Source organism: Kitasatospora sp. NPDC058063 (assembly GCF_042885395.1).
Taxonomy (GTDB): Bacteria; Actinomycetota; Actinomycetes; order Streptomycetales; family Streptomycetaceae; genus Kitasatospora; species Kitasatospora lactacystinica.
Genome location: NZ_JBHVSD010000005.1, coordinates 429,091 through 446,602 on the forward strand (window position 1 = coordinate 429,091; position 17,512 = coordinate 446,602).

A 17,512-nucleotide genomic window follows, 5' to 3' on the forward strand; every position below is an offset into this window, starting at 1 on the left:
GCCCCCTCACGCGGCACCGCCGGGGGCGCCCGCGACGGTCAGCGGGTCGACCACCTCGGTGCAGCGGGTCCAGCGGGTGACCTCCCGCTCGTCCGGCCGGGCGAGTTCGTCCGGGCCGTCCGCCGGCGGGTGGTCGAGCAGGTCGTGCGCGGCACCGTACTCGTCGTCGTAGACGGTGCCGAGGTAGCGCTGCGGCCCGTCCGGGAAGATCGCGGCGATCCGGGTGCCGGCGGGCCGGGTGCGGGCCAGCCAGCCGGCCACCAGGGCGACGGCGCCGACGCTCCAGCCGCCGGTGGCGTAGTGCGAGGCGGCCAGTCGGCGGCAGGTCCAGACGGCCTCGGCCGGGGCGACCCAGTGGACCTCGTCGAAGGTCCGGTAGGCGACGTTGCGCGGATAGATGCTGGAGCCGAGGCCGCGCATCAGCCGGGCGCGGTCGGGCTGGCCGAAGATCGTGGAGCCGACGGTGTCCACCCCGACCACCCGCAGTCCCGGGTAGAGCTGGCGCAGCACCCGGGAGGTGCCGGCCGAGTGCCCGCCGGTGCCGACGCTGCACACCAGCACGTCCAGGTGGCCCAGCTGGGCGGCGAGTTCGAGCGCCAGTGGGGTGTAGGCGGTGGTGTTGTCGGGGTTGTTGTACTGGTCGGGGCACCACGAGCCGGGGCGGCGGGCCAGCAGCTCGGCCACCCGGTCGCGCCGGGCCTGCTGCCAGCCGCCCCGCGGGTGCGGGCCGGTGACCGTCTCCACCTCGGCGCCGTAGGCGGTGAGCAGCCTGGCCATGGCCGGTTCCAGCCCCGGGTCGGTGACCAGCGTGACCGGGTGCCGGTACACCATGCCGGCCAGCGCGAGGCCCAGGCCCAGCGTGCCGCTGGTGGACTCGACGATCCGGCCGCCCGGGCTCAACTCGCCCCGGGCCCGGGCCCGCTGGACCATGTGCAGGGCCGGGCGGTCCTTGATGCCGCCGGGGTTGAAACCCTCCAGCTTGGCCCAGAAGCCGCGGCCCGCCGGGGCGAGCGGCTCGCCGATCCGCAGGACCGGGGTGTTGCCGACCAGGCCGCTGAGGGCCGCGTGGTCGTCGGTGCGATGGGTGAGGGACGTCATGTCTGGTCTCCTGTAGGCAGGTTGGCGGACGGTACGGCGGTTCGGACGGACTCCGAGCCGCTATATCCGCCACCGACCGGTGACCAGCAGCGGGCCTCTCGGCCCGGTCGTACGGGCGGCGCGACCGACGGCGGCCGCCGGGCGGGGCGCGGGAGGCTCCGCCCGCCCGGCGCCGGGGTCGGCGACGGGCACCTGGGCGGGGAAGGGGAGGGACGCCGCGGGGGTGCGGACCGAGCGCTGCGCGGGCGCGAGGTCGTCGACCTCCGGGCAGGAGCGCTCCGGTGAACCGGCGGGGGCGCCGCTCGGCTCGGTCGGGGCGCTGGTGGTCGGCGCGCTGGTGATCGGTGCGGTGGTCGGTGCGGTGGTGGTCTGGGTGGAGACCGGGGCGGTGGCCGCGGGGGAGCGGTGCGGACGGGCATCGTGGTGCCGCTCCGCGCAGCCGATGGGCAGCAGGGAGAACAGGCCGAGCAGCAGCGCGGCCAGGAGCCGGTTGGGCATGACGGGACTCCGCGCGGCCGCACACGGCGGCAGCGGATCGGTGACGGCGGGGGAACGGACGCGGGCAGTGGGCGCCGGCCCGCACCGCGAGGCGGGCGTGGCGGGGCGCGGCCCGGGCCGGTCTAGACCCTCAGATGCGCGATCCGGTGCGGGAGTTCGGGCGCTGCGGCTCCGCTGCTCCCGGCCGTCGGGCGCGGCGGAACGGGCGCCGGTGCGGGCTCCGCGGCGGCGGGCAGGACGGCGGGGACCGACCGGTCGGTCCCCGCGTCGGGCCCGTCCTCGGGCTTCCCGGACAGGCACTCGCCGCCGGGGTGGTCGGCGTCCTCGCCGTGCTCCTGGTGCTGTTCGGGCTGTGCAGGCTGCGCGGCCCGGGGGCCGTCGACCGCCGTGGTGGCGTGGGTGGACCAGGTGATCCGGATCGGATCGGTGTGCCCGGCGCCGGTCTCCGCACTGAACCCGTGGGACGCGAACACGGCCGCCAGCAGGGCGCCCAGCCAGAACAGCCGCGCCACCACCCCTCGGGGGCGGGCGCGTCGTGTACGCAACGGCGACCGGGCGGTGACCATGTCGTGATCCTAGCCCGACTTCCCGCTCCGCCATAGCGTGCCTCGGTTGATGTGATGAGCCGTCAACCGAATGTCCTGGGGAAGCGATCGGAAGAATCGGAAGAAAGTGTTATCGGCGTGGACGGGGAGGGTCTCCTGGGCACGGGAGCGAACGCGCGACGCCGTGGGTGAGGTCCACGGCGGGACCGCGGAGTTCGAGATGGGGCACTGCGCGCGGAGCCGGAAGGCTCCGACCGCGTCCGCTCCCGACGCGTCGGCCGGATCGTTGCGACCCGGCCGACGCACCCGGCGGTCCGCATGCTCTCCCCCCTGGCTGCGGACCGCCGGGCTCACCGGGCCGGGGCCTGCTCCCGGGGCAGCCGCCAGACCAGTTCCTCCCCGGTCTCGGCCGGGGCGAGCGCCTCCGCGGGGCGGCGCAGGTACTCCGTGAAGCCGAGGCGGGCCGGGACCGCGCCGCTGGCCAGGTTGGCCGGGTCGTGGACGATCTCGACGTACTCCACCCCGGGGAGGCGGAAGGCCTCACCGGCCAGGGCCCGCACGCTCCGGGTGGCCAGCCCGCGCCCGGTGGCGGCGGGGTGCAGCCAGTAGCCGATCTCGCGGACCCCGGCCGGAGTGTCCTCGCGCCGGAACAGCCCGCAGGCGCCGACGATCGCGCCGTTGAGCACGACCGCGTACGTGAAGTCCTGCCCGCTCGCCCAGAGTTCCGCCCGGCCGGTGAGGAACTCGGCGGTCTTGGCCCGGCTGTGCTCGGCCACCCAGGGCATCCAGGGCCGCAAGTGCTCCAACGACTCCTCGATGACCGCGAAGAACTCGGACAGGTCCGACTCGCCGTCGAAGCGGCGAAGGGCGGCCCCGTCCAGGGCGATGACGTGCGGGGGATGGTTCATGACAGGAGGATGGTCCGTGCACCCTCTGCCCGGCAAAGGGTTTTGGCGGGGGCAGGAAGCGGCTCAGCCCCGGCCGGCCCCGGTGTGGCCCGCCGGGGTGCGCCGCTGCAGCAGGACGGCCGCCTCGCGGTCGGTGACCTCGTGGAACTCGCCGTACCAGGGTCCGGCGGCGTGCGCGTAGCGGGGCAGGTGGAGGCAGACCACCGCGTCCACGTCCCGGTGCAGGTCGGCCGCGATCCGGGCGTCGCAGACCGGCGCCGCGAGGATCAGCCGCGCCGGGTGGTCGGCGGCGAGGGCGTGGACGGCCGCCCGGGCGGTGAGGGCGTCGGTCAGGCCGTCGGAGACCAGGACGACGGTGCGTCCGTCCAACGGCAGCCGGTCCCGGCCCGGGCGGTAGAGCGCCTCGCGGCGGTGGACCTCCACCCGCTCCCGCTTGACGCTCGCGCCCAGCTCGGCCGCGGTGACGCCGAGGCTCCTCAGGGTGTGCCGGTCGACCAGCGGCGCGTCGCCGTCGGCGATCGCGCCGACCGGGCGGTCGTGGCCGCGGACGGCCAGCGGCCGGACCACCGTGGCGTCGAGCGGGGCGTCCAGGGCCTCGGCGACCTCCGCCGCCACCGGCAGCCCGCCGGGGGCGAGCCCGAGAACCACCACCCCGGTACCGGCCCGCGCGCTCAGCAGCGGGGCGAGCCTGCGGGCCAGCTGGTGTCCGGCGGTGCTGCGGTCGAGGAATCTCACGGGTCCGTCCTTGTTCTCCTGCGTTCGTGCCCCTGCCGGGCCCCGGGGCGGCACGAACCGGCGAGCGTCCCGCGGCCCCGCCACCAAGGCGACTTCCCCGCCACGGCGGGCTCTAACGTCCTCGCGCGAAACGTCCTCGCGCGAAACGTCCTCGCGCGAAACGTCCGCGCGCCGGCCTGCGGGTGCGACCCGGACGTGCTCCCGGGCCGGCGGCGGTACGTGTGTCCCGGCCGGGTTCGGGCAGACGCGGGGCATGGACGACCGACGGACGGTGCTCCCGCCCGTACCCGGGATACTCGCGGGTACGGCCGTCCGCGCGGCCCGGCACGGCGCGCGCGATGATGGTCGGGACGGCGCCCCGCCGTCCCCACCGGACCGGGAGCGAGCCATGCCACGGCCATCCGAGCAACCCTGCGAGCCCACCGGGGAGCACGAGTCCGGCGACCTGTGGGTCGAGGTCGGGGACCGGGGGCCGGTACGGATCGTCACCGTCACCGGGGAACTCGACCACGACACCGCGGACGGCCTGCGGACCGCCCTCGCCCGGCCGCCGTCGGCGGCCGGCATCGAGCGGATCGTCGTCGACCTCGCCGGCCTGCGGTTCTGCGACTCGACCGGGTTGAACGTCCTGCTGCGCGCCCGGCTGGACGCCCAGGGGGACGGCGTGGGGCTGGAGCTGGCAGGTGCCGGCCCGCTGGTGCTGCGGCTGCTCGCGATCACCGGGGCCGACGGCGTGCTGCGGGTCCACCCCGACCTCCGCACCGCGCTGGAGGCGCCCGGCGAGGGCCCGGCCGGGCCCGCCGCACCGCCCGAGCCGAGGTGAGGAGGCAGACCGTGGACCGCCCCGGGAACGGTGGGCCGCCGAGTCGGGAGCAGACCAGGCGGCTGGTGCTGGAAGGCAGCGCCGGCGCGGTGCAGCGCAGCCGGGAGTTCAGCCGGCGGGCGCTGGTGTCCTGGCACTGGCTGCCGGCCCCCGACGAGGACCGGCGGGCCGCGGCCGAGGACGTCCTGCTGATGGTCTCCGAACTGGTCACCAACGCCTGCCTGCACGCCTCCGGCGGCCCGCGCGAACTGCGGCTCCACTGGGACGGCGCCCGGCTGCGGGTGGAGGTCGCGGACGCCAGCCCCGTACCGCCGCGGCTGCGCCCGTTCGCCGGCGCCGGCCGACCGGGCGGGCACGGGCTGCGGGTGGTGGACCGACTCGCCGACGCCTGGGGCTTCCGGCCCGACGACGGCGGGAAGCTGGTCTGGCTGGAGGTGCCGCGCCCGCCGGCCCTGACGGCGGCCGGTTCGGACGGGGAGCCGCGGCGGCCCGACTGATCGCCCGCTTCCCCGCCCGGGGTTTCCCGCGCTCCGCAGCGGACAGCCGCATGGATGTGAGCGCCGGCACCGACCGGAGCCCGGTCCTCACCGAGCGAGAGGAGCCCGAGCCATGACACGGCGCCCGTCGAAGTGCGGCGGTCCGGCCGTCGACCGGGGCGACGGGCTGACGGTCGAGATCCGGCCGTGGGCCCTGGGCACCGTCCTGGTGCTGCTCGGCGAACTGGACCTCGACTCCAGCGCCGACCTGCGGGCCGCGCTGAACCGGACCTTCGCCGGGCCGGCCGGCGTGGTCGTGGTGGACTGCGCCGGGCTGGAGTTCTGCGACTCCACCGGGCTCAACGCCCTGCTGCGGGCCAAGGCCCGGGCGGCGGTGGACGGCAGCCGGATCGAGTTGGCCCGGCCCCGGCCGCTGATCCTGCGGATGCTCGAACTCACCGGCGCCACCGACGCCTTTCCGATCCGCGGGACCGTACCGGGCTGAGGCCGCCGGGGCCGCTGGGGCCTGCCGCCCCCGCCCGGGCGCGTCCGCCCCGAGTGTCCGCCCCGCCCGGGCGCGTCCGCCCCGAGTGTCGCCCCCGGCCCGCGGTGGCACAGTGGGAGCAGGGCGGCAGCCCGTCGCCCTCGGGTCCGAGGTGCCCGGACGACGGCGCACCCAGGCCGTGCGAGCGATCCGGACGGTGGGCGGATGGACGAGCACCCGGTAGCCGCAGCCCCCGCGGCCGACCCGGCCGAGCAGGCACTGCGGCAGCTGCTCGCCGGGCTGACGGCCGTGCGCGACGGGGACTTCCGCACCCGGCTCGCCCCGGACCGGCCGGGGGTGCTGGGGGAGATCGCCGAGGTCTTCAACGGCATGGCCGACCAGCTGGCCCGGGTGACCTCCGAGGTGACCAGGGTGGCCCGGGAGGTCGGCAGCGACGGGCGGCTGGGCGGCCAGGCGCAGGTCCCGGACGCGACCGGGACCTGGCTGGAGCTGACCGACTCGGTGAACGCGATGGCCGGCAACCTGACCTGGCAGGTGCGCAACATCGCCCAGGTCACCACGGCGGTGGCGCGCGGCGACCTCACCCAGAAGATCGAGGTGGACGCGCGCGGGGAGATCCTGGAGCTCAAGAGCACCGTCAACACCATGGTGGACACCCTGTCCTCGTTCGCGGACGAGGTGACCAGGGTGGCCAGGGAGGTCGGCACCGAGGGCCGGCTCGGCGGCCAGGCGCAGGTGCCGGGCGTCGCCGGGACGTGGCGCGACCTGACCGACTCGGTGAACGCGATGGCGGGCAACCTGACCTGGCAGGTGCGCAACATCGCCCAGGTGGCGACCGCCGTGGCCGAGGGGGACCTCACCCAGAAGATCTCGGTCGCCGCCCGCGGGGAGATCCTGGAGCTCAAGACGACCATCAACACGATGGTCGACCAGTTGTCCTCGTTCGCCGCCGAGGTGACCAGGGTGGCCCGGGAGGTGGGCACCGAGGGTCGGCTCGGCGGCCAGGCGGACGTCCGGGACGTCTCCGGCACCTGGCGGGCGCTCACCGAGTCCGTCAACGTCATGGCCGACAACCTCACCGCCCAGGTCCGCTCGATCGCCGAGGTGACCACCGCCGTCGCGGAGGGCGACCTGAGCCAGAAGATCCGGGTCGACGCGCGCGGCGAGATCCTGGAGCTGAAGGAGACCATCAACACGATGGTCGACCAGCTGTCCTCCTTCGCGGACGAGGTGACCAGGGTCGCCCGGGAGGTCGGCACCGCCGGGAACCTGGGCGGCCAGGCCACCGTCCGGGGTGTCTCCGGGACGTGGAAGGACCTCACCGACAACGTCAACGTGATGGCCTCCAACCTGACCGGCCAGGTCCGCTCGATGTCCGAGGTGGCGACCGCGGTGGCGCGCGGCGACCTCTCCCGGAAGATCACCGTCGAGGCCGAGGGCGAGGTCGCGGCCCTCGCCGCCGCCATCAACACCATGGTGGACACGCTGTCGGCCTTCGCCGACGAGGTGACCAGAGTGGCCCGGGAGGTCGGCACCGAGGGCATCCTGGGCGGCCAGGCCCGGGTGCCCAACGTCGCCGGGACGTGGAAGGACCTCACCGACAACGTCAACTTCATGGCGCACAACCTGACCAGCCAGGTGCGCAACATCGCCCAGGTCACCACCGCCGTCGCGGACGGCGACCTGACCCGCAAGATCGACGTGGACGCGCGCGGCGAGATCCTGGAACTCAAGACCACCGTCAACACGATGGTCGACCAGCTGTCCTCGTTCGCCGCCGAGGTGACCAGGGTCGCCCGGGAGGTCGGCAGCGAGGGCCGGCTCGGCGGGCAGGCCCGGGTTGAGGGCGTCTCCGGCACCTGGAAGCGGCTCACCGAGAACGTCAACGAGCTGGCCGGCAACCTCACCCGGCAGGTCCGCGCCATCGCCGAGGTCACCAGCGCCGTCGCGGCCGGAGACCTGACCCGCTCGATCAGGGTGGACGCCTCCGGCGAGGTCGCCGACCTCAAGGACAACATCAACGCGATGGTCGGATCGCTGCGCGAGACCACCCTGGCAAACCAGCAGCAGGACTGGCTCAAGAGCAACCTGGCCCGCTTCTCCGCCGCCATCCAGGCCCGGCGGGACATCCGCGCCGTCGCCGGGATGATCACCGACGAGCTGACCCCGCTGGTCGGCGCCCAGTACGGCGCGTTCTTCCTCGCCGAGGAGGGCGCGGACGGCACCGAACTCGCCCTGATCAGCGCCTACGGCCGCCCGGCCGGGGAGCGGCTGCGGCTGCGGCTGGGGGAGTCCCTGGTCGGCCAGGCCGCCCGGACCCGGCGGACCGTCGCCGTGGACGACCTGCCGCCCGGCTACGCCACCGTCTCCTCCGGCGCGGGCCGCGCCGACGCCCGCTCACTGGTCGTCCTGCCGATCGCCCTGGAGGAGTGGCTGATCGGCGTGCTGGAGTTCGCCTCGGTCCACCCGTTCACCCAGGTCCACCGCGACTTCCTGACCCAGTTCGCCGAGGCCTGCGGGGTCAACCTCGGCAACCTGCTGGCCAACGCGCGCACCGACGAGCTGCTCGGCGAGTCCCAGCGGCTCACCGCCGAACTCCGGGCCCAGTCCAAGGAGTTGCAGGAAGGGCAGGAGGAACTGCGCCGCTCCAACGCCGAACTGGAGGACAAGGCCGCGCTGCTCGCCCAGCGCAACCGGGACATCGAGGCGAAGAACCTGGAGATCGAGCAGGCCCGCCAGGAACTGGAGGAAAGGGCGCAGGAGTTGACCCGGACCTCGATGTACAAGTCGGAGTTCCTGGCCAACATGAGCCACGAGCTGCGCACCCCGCTGAACAGCCTGCTCATCCTCGCCCAGCTGCTCGCCGAGAACAGCGGCGGCAACCTCACCCCCAAACAGGTCGAGTACGCGGGCGTCATCCACTCGGCCGGCACCGACCTGCTCCAGCTCATCAACGACATCCTGGACCTCTCCAAGGTGGAGGCCGGGAAGATGGACCTGTCCATCGAGCCCTTCGCGGTGCGCGAACTGCTGGAGTACGTGGAGTCCGGCTTCCGGCCGCTGGCCGACCAGAAGGGGCTCGCCTTCGAGGTGGCCGTCGACCGGGCCGTGCCGGAACGGATCGTCACCGATCAGGCGCGGCTGCGCCAGGTGCTGCACAACCTGCTCTCCAACGCCGTCAAGTTCACCGACACCGGCCGGGTCGAGCTGCGGATCGAACGCGTCGAGGAGGCCGAGCTGCCGCCCGGACTCGGGCGCGCGCCCGCCGCGGTGGCCTTCCACGTCGACGACAGCGGGATCGGCATCGACCCGGCCCACCTGGACACCATCTTCGGAGCCTTCCAGCAGGCCGACGGCTCCACCGCGCGGCGCTACGGCGGCACCGGCCTCGGCCTGTCGATCAGCCGGGAGCTCGCCCGGCTGCTCGGCGGCACCATCACCGTCCGCTCCGCGGCGGGGCAGGGCAGCCGGTTCACGCTGTACCTGCCGCTGGGCGAGCAGGCGGCGGCGGTGGCGACGGGCGGCACGCCGGTGCCCGGGTCCGGGGGCGGGGGCGGGGGCGGCGACGCGGCCCCCGAGGCGGTGGATGGCCCCTCGGCGGTGGAGGAGACCGAGGAGAGCGAGCCGCCCCCGGCCGTGGCGGGACCGCTCGCCGGACGGACCGTACTGATCGTCGACGACGACATCCGCAACGTCTTCGCGCTCACCGCAGCCCTGGAACGGCACGGGCTGACCATCCTGCACGCCGCCGACGGCCGCGCCGGGCTCGACCGGCTGCGCGCCCACCCGGAGACCGACCTGGTGCTGATGGACGTCATGATGCCCGAACTGGACGGCTACGCCGCCATCGCGGAGATCCGCGCCGACGCCCGCTTCGAGCGGCTGCCGGTCGTGGCCGTCACCGCCAAGGCCATGCCCGGTGACCGGGACCGCAGCCTGGCCGCCGGGGCCGACGACCACATCACCAAGCCGGTCGACACCGGCCGGCTGCTGGAGCGGATGCGGGAATGGCTGGACGCGTCATGACGGCTCCTCGGGCGGGCGCCGCGCCCCGGCCCCGGGGTGCGCCGTGACCGCCGGGCAGGACTCTGCCGGGCAGGAGTCCGCGGCGCAGGAGGCCGCGGAGCGCACCGCCCGGGCCCTGGCCGAGACCGTCCGTCGCCTCCGGGCGGCCGCCGCCCGGGCGCACGCCGAGGCGCGGACCAGGGCCGCCGTCGACCTCGCCACCGGCATCCTGGCCGAGCGGCTCGGCCTGCCCGTCGCCGAGGCCGCCGCGCACCTCGCCCGGCTGGCCCGGGAGTCGGGCGTGCCGGTGCTCGTCCTGGCAACGGACATCGCGGGCCTCCCGGAGCCGGGAACGGAGCCGGGCCAGGAACCGGGATCAGCTCCCGCACCGGCTCCGGACGGCGCGCCCGGACCGGCGGCCCTCGGCCTCCCCACCGCCGAACCGCCCGAGGCCGGCCCGCCCGTCGCGCCCGCACTCGCCTCCGCGCCCGACCTGGAGCACGCCGCCGGGGCCGTGCTCGACCAGGCCGCGGCGGCGCTCGGCGTCCGTGCCGTGGCCGTCTGGCAGCGGCTGCCCGGCGGCGCGCTCGCCCTCGCCGCGCAGGCCGGGCTCTCCGCCGAGGAGGCGGCCGGCTGGTCCCGGGTGCCGCCCGGCGTCCCCACCCCGGCGCAGCTGGTCGTCGGCGGGGGAGCCGAGCTGTGGCCCGGGGAACCGGGGGCGGACGGTCCCTCGGTGGGCGGCGCCGCCGCCCGGGCGGTCGTCCCGCTGTTCGACCGGCGCCGCCGCACGGGCGCGCTGGAGCTGCTCTGGCCGGCCACCGGCCCCGATTCCGCCCCGGTGCTCGGCCCGGCCCGGCGCCGGGGGCTGTACGCCCTCGCCGACCTCTGCGCGACCCTGCTCGGCCCGCCCCCGGAGCCCGTGCCCCCCGAGCGGGCCGACGACCTCCTGGACGGTCTGCTCACCCCCGCGCTGCTGCTGGCCCCCGTCCTGCGGGCCGAGCGGATCGCCGACTTCACGGTGATTCGGGTCAACGCCCGGTTCCGCGACCCGCTCGGCCGGCCCCGGGAGGCACTGGAGGGCGCCTCGCTGCTGGAGACCTACCCGGTCGCCTCGGCCGCCGGGCTGCTCGACCGGCTGCTGCGCGCGTACCAGACGGGCGTGCCGTCGACCGCCGAGCCGGTCCGGCTCGCCTTCCGGGAGCAGGGGCCCGCCGTCCCGGTGGCCGTCCTGCTCTCGGTCGTCCCGCTCGGGGGCCGGCTGCTGGTCTGCTGGCGGCTGGACGACGAGCGGGAGGAGGACGAGCACGCCGCCCTGCTGCGCCAGGCCCAGCGGCTGGCCCGGGTGGCCGGGTTCGAGGAGCGCCCCGCCGAGGGCCGGATCCGCTGGAGCGACGGGCTGCGCGAGCTGTACGGGCTGCCGCCGGACGCCCCGCCCGTACCGCTGGACCGGCTCGTGCGGCACACCCACCCGGACGACCGGCCGGCGGTCCGGCGGCTGTTGGACACCGTCCGGCACCACCACCGCACCGCCTCCGCGGTGGTCCGGCTGGACCGCCCGGACGGCACCCACCGCTTCACCCGGGTGATCGCCGAGCCGGTGGTGGACGAGACCGGCCGGCTCGTCGCCGTCCGCGGCGCCTACCACGACGTCTCCGCCCAGCACTGGACGGAGGTCGCGCTCGGCGCCACCCGGGAGCGGCTGGCCGACAGCGAGCAGGAGTCGGCCGAACGGGCGCAGCTGGCACTGCGGCTGCAGCAGGCGATCCTGCCCGCCGCCCCGCCCCCGCTCGCCGTCACCGGCCTCCACGCCGCCGTCCGCTACCGGCCCGCTGCCCAGCGCGACCGGGTCGGTGGCGACTGGTACGACGTGCTGGTGCTGCCCGACCGGCGGGTGCTGCTCGCGGTCGGCGACGTGGCCGGGCACGGCGTCGGCGCGGCCACCGGGATGGTCGCGCTGCGGCACGCCCTGCGCGGCCTCGCCGTCACCGGGGCCGGCCCGGGCCGGCTGCTGGAGTGGGCCAACACCGTGGCCCTGCGCGAACCGGGCCAGGTCACCGCGACGGCCGTCTGCGTGCTGCTGGACCCGGTCGGCGGCGAACTGCGCTGGGCCCGGGCCGGCCACCTGCCGCCGATCCGGCTCGGCGCGGACGGCGCCCAGGTGCTGCCGCTGCCGCACGGCGTGCTGCTCGGCGCGCTGGACGACGCCGAGTACGAGGAACGCACCGCCCGGCTCGACCCGGGTGACGTCCTGCTGCTCTACACCGACGGGCTGGTCGAACGCCGGGACCGCCCGGTGGAGGAGTCGGTGGAGCAGTTGCTCCGGGCGGCCGGCGCCCCCGGCCCGGACCTGGAGCAGTACCTGGACCGGCTGCTCGAACTCAGCCCCGCCGACACCGACGACGACACCTGCCTGATCGCCGTCCAGACCGAGTAGGCAGGGCGGCTGCGCGGCCCCGTGCGCCGGATGCGAGGGTGGGCCTCGTGAACGAGACGATCATGGCAGCCGCCCGCGAACGAGCCGCCGGACACCGGCGCCGGTTCGACCTCCGCTTCGAGGCCTACTTCGCCGCCCTGCCGGAGCGCCTCGACACTCCGTCGCTCAGCCGCTTCACCCCGCGCTGCCTGGAGCTGCTGCGGGACCTCTCCCTGCGCGGCGGCAAGCGGCTGCGGGTCGCCCTGCTGTACGAGGCGGCCCGACTGGTGACCACCGACCCCGTGCCCGGCCTGGCGGAGGCCGCGCTGAGCATCGAGCTGCTCCAGACGCACGGGCTCGTCCACGACGACATCATCGACGACGCGCCCGTACGCCGCGGCGGCCCCTCCACCTACTACGCCTACCGCCGGGAGTTCCCGGCGGCGGACCGCACCGCGCTCGGCCTGGCCGTCCTGGCCGGGGACCTCGCCGCCTTCCTCTCGATGCGGGTGCTGCTGGAGGCGGACGTCCCCGCCGAGCTGCGCCAGGCGATGCTGGAGGTGCAGCTGAACGCCGGCGCCGAGACGGTCGCCGGCCAGATCCTCGACCTCGAACGCGACTTCCTGCCGCTCCCGGACGAGGAGTTCCTGCACACCGTCTGCGAGTACAAGTCGACCCGGTACTCCGTGCTTGCCCCGCTGCGGCTGGGGCTGCTGGCCGCCGGCGAGGACGTGGCCGGCCACGACGCACGGCTGCGCCGGTACGCGACCCTGGTCGGCATCGGCGGCCAGCTGCGCGACGACTACCTCGACCTGTTCGGCGACGAGGACGCCACCGGCAAGTCCACCGGCGCCGACCTCCGCGCGGGACGCCGCAGCTACGCCGTGAGCGCCCTGCTCGCCCGCGCGGACGAGGCGCAGCGGGCCGTGGTGGAGTCCGCGCTCGGCGACCCGCACTGCCCGGCCGACGCGGTCGAACAGGTCCGCGAGCTGGCCCGACGGCTGGGCGTGGACCGGAAGCTCCGCTCCGACATGCGCCGCTGCGCCGAGGCGGCCCGCGCCGAGGCCGAGAGCTGGCGCCCGCACTGGCGGGCGGAGGCGGTGGCCTTCTTCGAGGGCCTGCCGCCGGCGAACGTGGTGCCGGGCGGGTGACCCGGGCGGCCCGGTCCGCGCCGAGCGCGGGGGGACCGGCCCCCGGACGGCGGGAGTTCAGCCCGCCGCGCCGTGGGCGAGACGGGCGCCGGCGCGGACCAGCCACAGGCGGGCGTGCTCCCGGGCGGAGGCCGGGCCGCCCGCGAGTGCGGTGAGGGTCAGCACCCGGTCGTCGGCCGACTCGCCCGCGACGATCCGGGCGGGGACGCCGGCCCGGGCGGCCCGGGCGAGGACCTCGCCGACCGCCTTGCCGCGCAGGCTGGTCGCGTCGTACCGGCCCTCACCGGTGATCACCAGATCCGCCGCGGCGATGTCCCGGTCGAGGCGGAGGAGGTCGGCGACGGCGGCGGCGCCGGGGCGGATGACGGCGCCCCAGGCGGCCGCGAGGCCGTAGGCGGTGCCGCCCGCCGCGCCGGTGCCGGGCCGCGCCGGGTCCGCGCCGAGGAGCGCGGCGAGCCGGGTGAGGCCCTGGTCGAGCAGGGCGACCTCGCTCGGGTCCGCGCCCTTCTGCGGGCCGTAGACGGCGGCGGCGCCGTCCGGGCCGAGCAGCGGATTCGTGACATCGGTGAGCAGCACCACACCCCCGTCCGGCGCCGGGCGCAGGCCCGTGACGTCGACCCGGTGGGCCCGCGGCAGGGCTCCGCCGCCGTCGGGGAGCTCCCGGCCCCGCGCGTCGGTCAGCCGCAGGCCGAGCGCCGCGAGCAGGCCGCTGCCGCCGTCGGTGGAGGCGGAGCCGCCGAGGGCGACCGCCAGCCGGCGCGCGCCCGCGTCGAGGGCCGCCGCGACGGTCTCGCCGGTGCCCCGCGTGGTCGCGGTGAGCGGTGCGGGGCGGGACATCAGGGGCAGTCCGCTGGCGACGGCGAGTTCCACCAGCGCGGTGCCGTCGGGCAGGAGCGCGTACCGCCCGGTGACCGGCCGCCCGTCGGGGCCGGTGCAGCCGGGGACCTCGTGCTCGGTGGTGCCGGGCAGGGCGGCCGCGACGGCGGCGATGGTGCCCTCGCCGCCGTCGGCCATCGGACGCGCGATCAGCTCGTCGCCCGGCCGCACCGAGCGCCAGCCGTCGGCCAGCGCCCGGGCGGCGTCGGTCGCCGTGACCGTCCCCTTGAAGGAGTCCGGGGCGAGAACGACCCTCATGCGCCCGCCACGTGGGCCCGGTGGCGCTCGACCACCGTCGCGAGGGTCTGCTCCCCGGGGGTGTCCCAGATCTCCTGGTTGAAGATCTCGGTCTCGATCCAGCCGGTGTAGCCGGCGGCCGTGACCATGGCCGTCAGTGCCCCGAAGTCGATGTGGCCGTCGCCCACGTGGCCCCGGCCGAGCAGGGCGTCGGCGGGCAGCGGAAGCGTCCAATCGCAGACCTGGTACGAGGCGATCCGGGCGCCCGCCCGGGCGACCTGCGCGGCGAGGTCCGGGTCCCACCACACGTGGTAGCTGTCGACGACGACGCCGACCTGCTCGACGGGGTGGCGCTCGGCCAGGTCGAGGGCCTGGCCGAGGGTGGAGACCACGGCCCGGTCGGCGCAGAACATCGGGTGCAGCGGTTCGATCGCCAGCCGTACGCCCAGGTCACCGGCGTACGGGGCGAGTTCGGCCAGCCGCTCGGCGACCCGCTCCCGGGCCCCGGCCAGGTCGCGGCTGCCCGCTGGCACCCCGCCGACGACCATCACCAGGGTGTCGGTGCCGAGTTCGGCCGCCTCCTCCAGGGCACGGAGGTTGTCGGCGAGCGCCGCCCGGTGGGCGTCCGGCCCCTCGGCGGTGAGGAAGCCGCCCCGGCACAGGCTGCTGACGGCCAGTCCCGCCTCGCGGACCAGCTTGGCCGCGGACCCGACGCCGACCTCCTCCACCTTGTCGCGCCAGAGCCCGATCGCCGGGACGCCGGCCGCCGCGCAGCCGCGCACCGCCTCCGGCAGGCTCCAGCCCTTGGTGGTGATCTGGTTCAGCGAGAGCCGGTTCACGCCTCCACCCCCGCCACCGCGAGGAACCGCCGCATCCGGTGCGCCGCCAGCTCCGGATCGGGCAGCACCCCGGCGGCGTCCGCCAGCCGGAACAGCTCCACCAGGTGGACGACGGAACGGCCGCTCTGCGCCCCGCCGACCATGGTGAAGTGGCTCTGGTGGCCGGCCAGCCAGGCGAGGAACACGATGCCCGTCTTGTAGTGGTACGTCGGCGCCGCGAACAGGTGGCGGGCCAGCGGGAGGGTGGGGGCGAGCAGTGCGTCGTACCGGTCGAGGTCGCCGGCGTCCAGGGCGTGCAGCGCGGCCGCGGCGCGGGTGGCGATCGGGTCGAAGACGCCCAGCAGCGCGTGGCTGTGGCCGAGTCCGTCGCCGCGGACGAGCCGCGGGTAGTCGAAGTCGTCACCGGTGTAGAGCCGGACGCCCTCGGGCAGGGCGCGGCGCAGGGCGATCTCCCGCTCGGCGTCGAGCAGGGAGACCTTGATGCCGTCGATGCCGGCGCGGTGCTCCCGGATCAGCGCGAGCACCGTCCCGGTGGCCGTGTCCAGGTCGGCGGAGCCCCAGTAGCCGGCCAGCGCCGGGTCGAACATCTCGCCGAGCCAGTGCAGGATCACCGGCCGACCGGCCTGGGCGATCAGCCGGCCGTAGACCCGGAGGTAGTCCTCCGGCCCGCGGGCCCGCGCGGCCAGGGCGCGGCTGGCCATCAGCACGGGCTGCGCACCGGCCTCCTCGACCACCGCGAGCTGCTCCTCGTAGGCGGCCGTGATGTCGGCGAGGCCCGCGACCGGGCCGGTGAGCTGGTCCGTGCCGACGCCGCAGGCGAGCCGGCCGCCGACGGCGCGGGCCTCCGCGCCGGAGCGGAGGATCAGCTCCCGGGTGGCGGCCCAGTCCAGGCCCATGCCGCGCTGGGCGGTGTCCATGGCGTCGGCGACGCCGAGGCCGAGGGACCAGAGGTGGTGGCGGAAGGCGAGGGTGGCGTCCCAGTCGACGGCGGCCGGGGCGCCGGGGGCGTTGCCGCCGAGCGGGTCGGCGACGACGTGCGCGGCGGCGAAGGCCGTGCGCTCCTTCGGCGGGTGCGCCGGGATCTCCAGCGGCTCGGGGGTGCTCAGCCGGTGGCGGCCGTGGCCGGGAAGGTTCAGCTCGGTCATCGGATCTCCAGCTCGGGAACGGTCAGGCGGCGGCCCTCGCGGGCGGAGCGCAGGCCGAGTTCGGCCAGCTGGACGCCCTTGGCGCCCTCCAGCAGGTCCCAGGTGTACGGGGAGCCGGTGACGACGTGTCGCAGGAAGAGCTCCCACTGGGCCTTGAAGCCGTTGTCGAACTCGCCGTTGTCCGGGACCTGCTGCCACTGCTCGCGGAACCGCTCGGTGGCCGGCAGGTCCGGGTTCCACACCGGCTTCGGGGTGGTGGCCCGGTGCTGGATCCGGCAGTTGCGCAGCCCGGCGACGGCGCTGCCCTCGGTGCCGTCGACCTGGAACTCCACCAGCTCGTCGCGGTCGACCCGGACGGCCCAGGAGGAGTTGATCTGGGCGGTGATCCCTCCCTCCAGCTCGAAGACGCCGTAGGCGGCGTCGTCGGCCGTTGCCGGGTAGGTCCGGCCCTGCTCGTCGACCCGCTCGGGAATGTGGGTGGCGGTGTGCGCGTACACCGAGCGGACGGGCGCGACGATCTGGTCCAGCACGTACCGCCAGTGCGGGAACATGTCGAGGATCATGCCGCCGCCGTCCTGGGCGCGGTAGTTCCAGGAGGGGCGCTGCGCGTCCTGCCAGTCGCCCTCGAACACCCAGTAGCCGAACTCGCCGCGCACCGACAGGATGCGGCCGAAGAAGCCGCCGTCCACCAGTCGCTTGAGCTTGAGCAGGCCGGGCAGGAAGAGCTTGTCCTGCACGGCGCCGTTGCACACCCCGGCCTCCCGGGCCAGCCGGGCCAGTTCGAGTGCGGCGTCGAGGGACTCCGCGGTCGGCTTCTCGGTGTAGACGTGCTTGCCGGCCGCGATGGCGGCGCGCAGGGCCGGCTCGCGGGCCCGGGTGATCTGGGCGTCGAAGTAGATCTCGGCGAGCGGGTGGGCCAGTGCCTCGTCCAGCGAGGTGGTCCAGTGCGTCAGGCCGTGGCGGTCCGCCAGTTCCCTGAGCTTGCGGGCGTCGCGGCCGACCAGGATCGGCTCGGGCCACAGGGTGTCGCCGCCCTCCAGGGCGAGTCCGCCCTGCTCGCGGATGGCCAGGATCGAGCGCACCAGGTGCTGGCGGTAGCCCATCCGGCCGGTGACGCCGTTCATCACGACGCCGATCACTCGCTGCGTCACTCTCTGGGTCATGCGTGGTCCTCTGCGTCCTGTGCGGTCGGTGCCGGCAAGGGGAAAGCGCTTTCCCGGAGGTTATGGAGATATGCTTCGCACGTCAATGCAGGTGG

General features: G+C 75.8%; 15 protein-coding genes. 6 read left to right on the forward strand and 9 right to left on the reverse strand.

The genetic code is table 11. The features are described from left to right. Nucleotides 1–6: 6 nt before the first annotated feature. The 5 genes from ACFVUY_RS11600 to ACFVUY_RS11620 form a co-directional block, all read right to left on the reverse strand. Nucleotides 7–1,098 carry a PLP-dependent cysteine synthase family protein gene (locus ACFVUY_RS11600; protein ID WP_387729334.1) on the reverse strand — a complete coding sequence of 364 codons (1,092 nt, stop codon included), beginning with the start codon at nucleotides 1,096–1,098 and terminating at the stop codon, nucleotides 7–9. A 60-nt stretch (nucleotides 1,099–1,158) separates the two neighbouring features. Then, nucleotides 1,159–1,596: a hypothetical protein gene (locus tag ACFVUY_RS11605; RefSeq protein ID WP_387729337.1), complete on the reverse strand. Its 438-nt coding sequence runs from the start codon at nucleotides 1,594–1,596 to the stop codon at nucleotides 1,159–1,161. A 122-nt stretch (nucleotides 1,597–1,718) separates the two neighbouring features. Next, complete coding sequence (locus tag ACFVUY_RS11610; RefSeq protein ID WP_387729340.1) at nucleotides 1,719–2,162, reverse strand: hypothetical protein; 444 nt, start codon at nucleotides 2,160–2,162, stop codon at nucleotides 1,719–1,721. Between the two features lie 329 nt (nucleotides 2,163–2,491). Continuing rightward, entirely contained in the window at nucleotides 2,492–3,049 is a 558-nt protein-coding gene (locus tag ACFVUY_RS11615) for a GNAT family N-acetyltransferase (protein ID WP_387729343.1), read from the reverse strand. A 63-nt stretch (nucleotides 3,050–3,112) separates the two neighbouring features. Next, nucleotides 3,113–3,784 carry a phosphoribosyltransferase gene (locus tag ACFVUY_RS11620; protein WP_387684095.1) on the reverse strand — a complete coding sequence of 224 codons (672 nt, stop codon included), beginning with the start codon at nucleotides 3,782–3,784 and terminating at the stop codon, nucleotides 3,113–3,115. A gap of 388 nt (nucleotides 3,785–4,172) precedes the next feature. Between ACFVUY_RS11620 and ACFVUY_RS11625 the strand changes: the two genes are divergently transcribed. The 6 genes from ACFVUY_RS11625 (at nucleotide 4,173) to ACFVUY_RS11650 (ending at nucleotide 13,157) form a co-directional block, all read left to right on the forward strand. Continuing rightward, complete coding sequence (locus tag ACFVUY_RS11625; RefSeq protein ID WP_387684093.1) at nucleotides 4,173–4,607, forward strand: STAS domain-containing protein; 435 nt, start codon at nucleotides 4,173–4,175, stop codon at nucleotides 4,605–4,607. Between the two features lie 11 nt (nucleotides 4,608–4,618). After that, the gene (locus tag ACFVUY_RS11630; RefSeq protein WP_387684091.1) at nucleotides 4,619–5,104 is read left to right on the forward strand and encodes an ATP-binding protein; all 486 of its coding nucleotides are present in this window, start codon (nucleotides 4,619–4,621) and stop codon (nucleotides 5,102–5,104) included. A gap of 112 nt (nucleotides 5,105–5,216) precedes the next feature. Beyond that, nucleotides 5,217–5,588: an STAS domain-containing protein gene (locus ACFVUY_RS11635; RefSeq protein ID WP_387684089.1), complete on the forward strand. Its 372-nt coding sequence runs from the start codon at nucleotides 5,217–5,219 to the stop codon at nucleotides 5,586–5,588. A 204-nt stretch (nucleotides 5,589–5,792) separates the two neighbouring features. Beyond that, entirely contained in the window at nucleotides 5,793–9,614 is a 3,822-nt protein-coding gene (locus tag ACFVUY_RS11640) for a HAMP domain-containing protein (protein WP_387729346.1), read from the forward strand. 43 nt (nucleotides 9,615–9,657) lie between these two features. Next, nucleotides 9,658–12,027, forward strand: coding sequence for a PP2C family protein-serine/threonine phosphatase (locus ACFVUY_RS11645; RefSeq protein WP_387729349.1), 2,370 nt, complete (start codon nucleotides 9,658–9,660; stop codon nucleotides 12,025–12,027). Nucleotides 12,028–12,089: 62 nt separating this feature from the next. Beyond that, nucleotides 12,090–13,157, forward strand: a complete 1,068-nt coding sequence (locus ACFVUY_RS11650; protein WP_387729401.1) for a polyprenyl synthetase family protein — start codon at nucleotides 12,090–12,092, stop codon at nucleotides 13,155–13,157. A 57-nt stretch (nucleotides 13,158–13,214) separates the two neighbouring features. Here the strand turns inward: ACFVUY_RS11650 and ACFVUY_RS11655 are convergent, their stop codons facing one another. Genes ACFVUY_RS11655 through ACFVUY_RS11670 form a run of 4 tightly spaced genes read right to left on the reverse strand, consistent with a single transcriptional unit; the run spans nucleotide 13,215 to nucleotide 17,417 of the window. Beyond that, complete coding sequence (locus tag ACFVUY_RS11655) at nucleotides 13,215–14,291, reverse strand: glycerate kinase (protein ID WP_387729351.1); 1,077 nt, start codon at nucleotides 14,289–14,291, stop codon at nucleotides 13,215–13,217. Continuing rightward, complete coding sequence (locus tag ACFVUY_RS11660; RefSeq protein WP_387684081.1) at nucleotides 14,288–15,109, reverse strand: sugar phosphate isomerase/epimerase family protein; 822 nt, start codon at nucleotides 15,107–15,109, stop codon at nucleotides 14,288–14,290. The genes ACFVUY_RS11655 and ACFVUY_RS11660 overlap by 4 nt, the downstream gene beginning before the upstream one ends. Further along, nucleotides 15,106–16,254, reverse strand: a complete 1,149-nt coding sequence (locus ACFVUY_RS11665; protein ID WP_387729353.1) for a dihydrodipicolinate synthase family protein — start codon at nucleotides 16,252–16,254, stop codon at nucleotides 15,106–15,108. The genes ACFVUY_RS11660 and ACFVUY_RS11665 overlap by 4 nt, the downstream gene beginning before the upstream one ends. Beyond that, nucleotides 16,251–17,417, reverse strand: a complete 1,167-nt coding sequence (locus ACFVUY_RS11670) for a Gfo/Idh/MocA family protein (protein ID WP_387729355.1) — start codon at nucleotides 17,415–17,417, stop codon at nucleotides 16,251–16,253. The genes ACFVUY_RS11665 and ACFVUY_RS11670 overlap by 4 nt, the downstream gene beginning before the upstream one ends. Nucleotides 17,418–17,512 lie beyond the last annotated feature (95 nt).